The sequence below is a fragment of the Microbulbifer sp. genome (assembly GCF_051659245.1).
In the GTDB taxonomy this organism is placed as follows: Bacteria; Pseudomonadota; Gammaproteobacteria; order Pseudomonadales; family Cellvibrionaceae; genus Microbulbifer.
Map to the genome: position 1 here is coordinate 1 of NZ_JBOFOC010000056.1, position 1,087 is coordinate 1,087.

Annotated in this window: 1 protein-coding gene; it reads left to right on the plus strand. The window is 65.3% G+C overall.

Going from position 1 to position 1,087, the window contains the following annotated elements; genetic code table 11:
- Positions 1 to 886: 886 nt before the first annotated feature.
- Positions 887 to 1,087: hypothetical protein (locus tag ACRC0P_RS05580; RefSeq protein ID WP_438628795.1), on the plus strand; the 201-nt coding region annotated here is incomplete at its 3' end.

Here is a 1,087-nt window from a genome sequence, read left to right on the forward strand (position 1 = left end):
AGGTCTGGTTACAACCTGAATCCACCAAAGCCTGGTATGTACCCCCCCCTATACTCACAGGTATCTGGTACAGGCCGGCCGGACCAGGGGCAGCTCGTGGCTCGTCGGGGACCCGGATCATGGTCCCCACCTCCATCACCGGGCATCGGTCTACGGAATGGTCCGGGTCCCCACAGCGCCAACATGCCGGCCCAGGCCTTCCCGCCGCCCTGGCGGCAGGGAGTGGGCCCGTCCACTGGCGTGAGGAGGGTGCGGCAGTTGAGGGATAGTGTGGGGTGTGGGAAGCTCCGGGCATGTCCGCTCCGGTGTGCCTCCCGGCCGAGGCTCCAGCTCCATCCTGCGGACCGGCCCCGAACGCTCGCCCGCGGGTGAAGCCTCTCCCCGGAATGGGCGGACGGGTCCGCGGAGGTGGTGTCGGTCGGTAAACCGGCGGTGGGAGTGAGACTGCTGGTAAGGTGTCCCCGACTCCAGGGCACGTGTTTTGCTGGGTAAACAGGACGTGAATTGTTCCAGCACCACCCGATCGACGATCTTCCCGACGTCACTTCCCTCGGCCATCAGCCATTTGCGGCATGAGTCCCTGAGCTGCTGAGCCAACAGGTAGGGCCGGAATCGCTGGCGGTGTTGCTCAGGGCTCCGGCCGACCCGCTGTATGATGGCCTTCTTAAGCTCAGCATACACCAGGAGATTCTCCGGGGGCAGCTGTTGCGCGGCGACCTGGGTCTCTCCGGATAGTAGAGGTAACAGTCGGAGGGCCCACTGATCCCCAGGCCATCCACTGGACTCCGCCACTCGCTCGAAGAGGTCCAGGAATGTCTCGGGATCGTCCTGCGGGCCCCATCTTCGAGAGCACCAGGTCGGCACGAGCCCCCGTCTGAACCTCCCGGTGCATCCAGCTCCGGAACGTCTCGCGGTCCTCGCGCTGCGCCTGGAGAACCGCCTGGAACTGCATATCCTGGTCCTCCCGCATCTGCAACAGCGCCCGATGTTGTTCCTGGTGGAGGACCGCGAGCGATGCGATGACCTCCGCAAACGGCGAGCTGGTCGGGCTCGACCCACTGGCCGCGGCACTCCTACTTCCATCCAT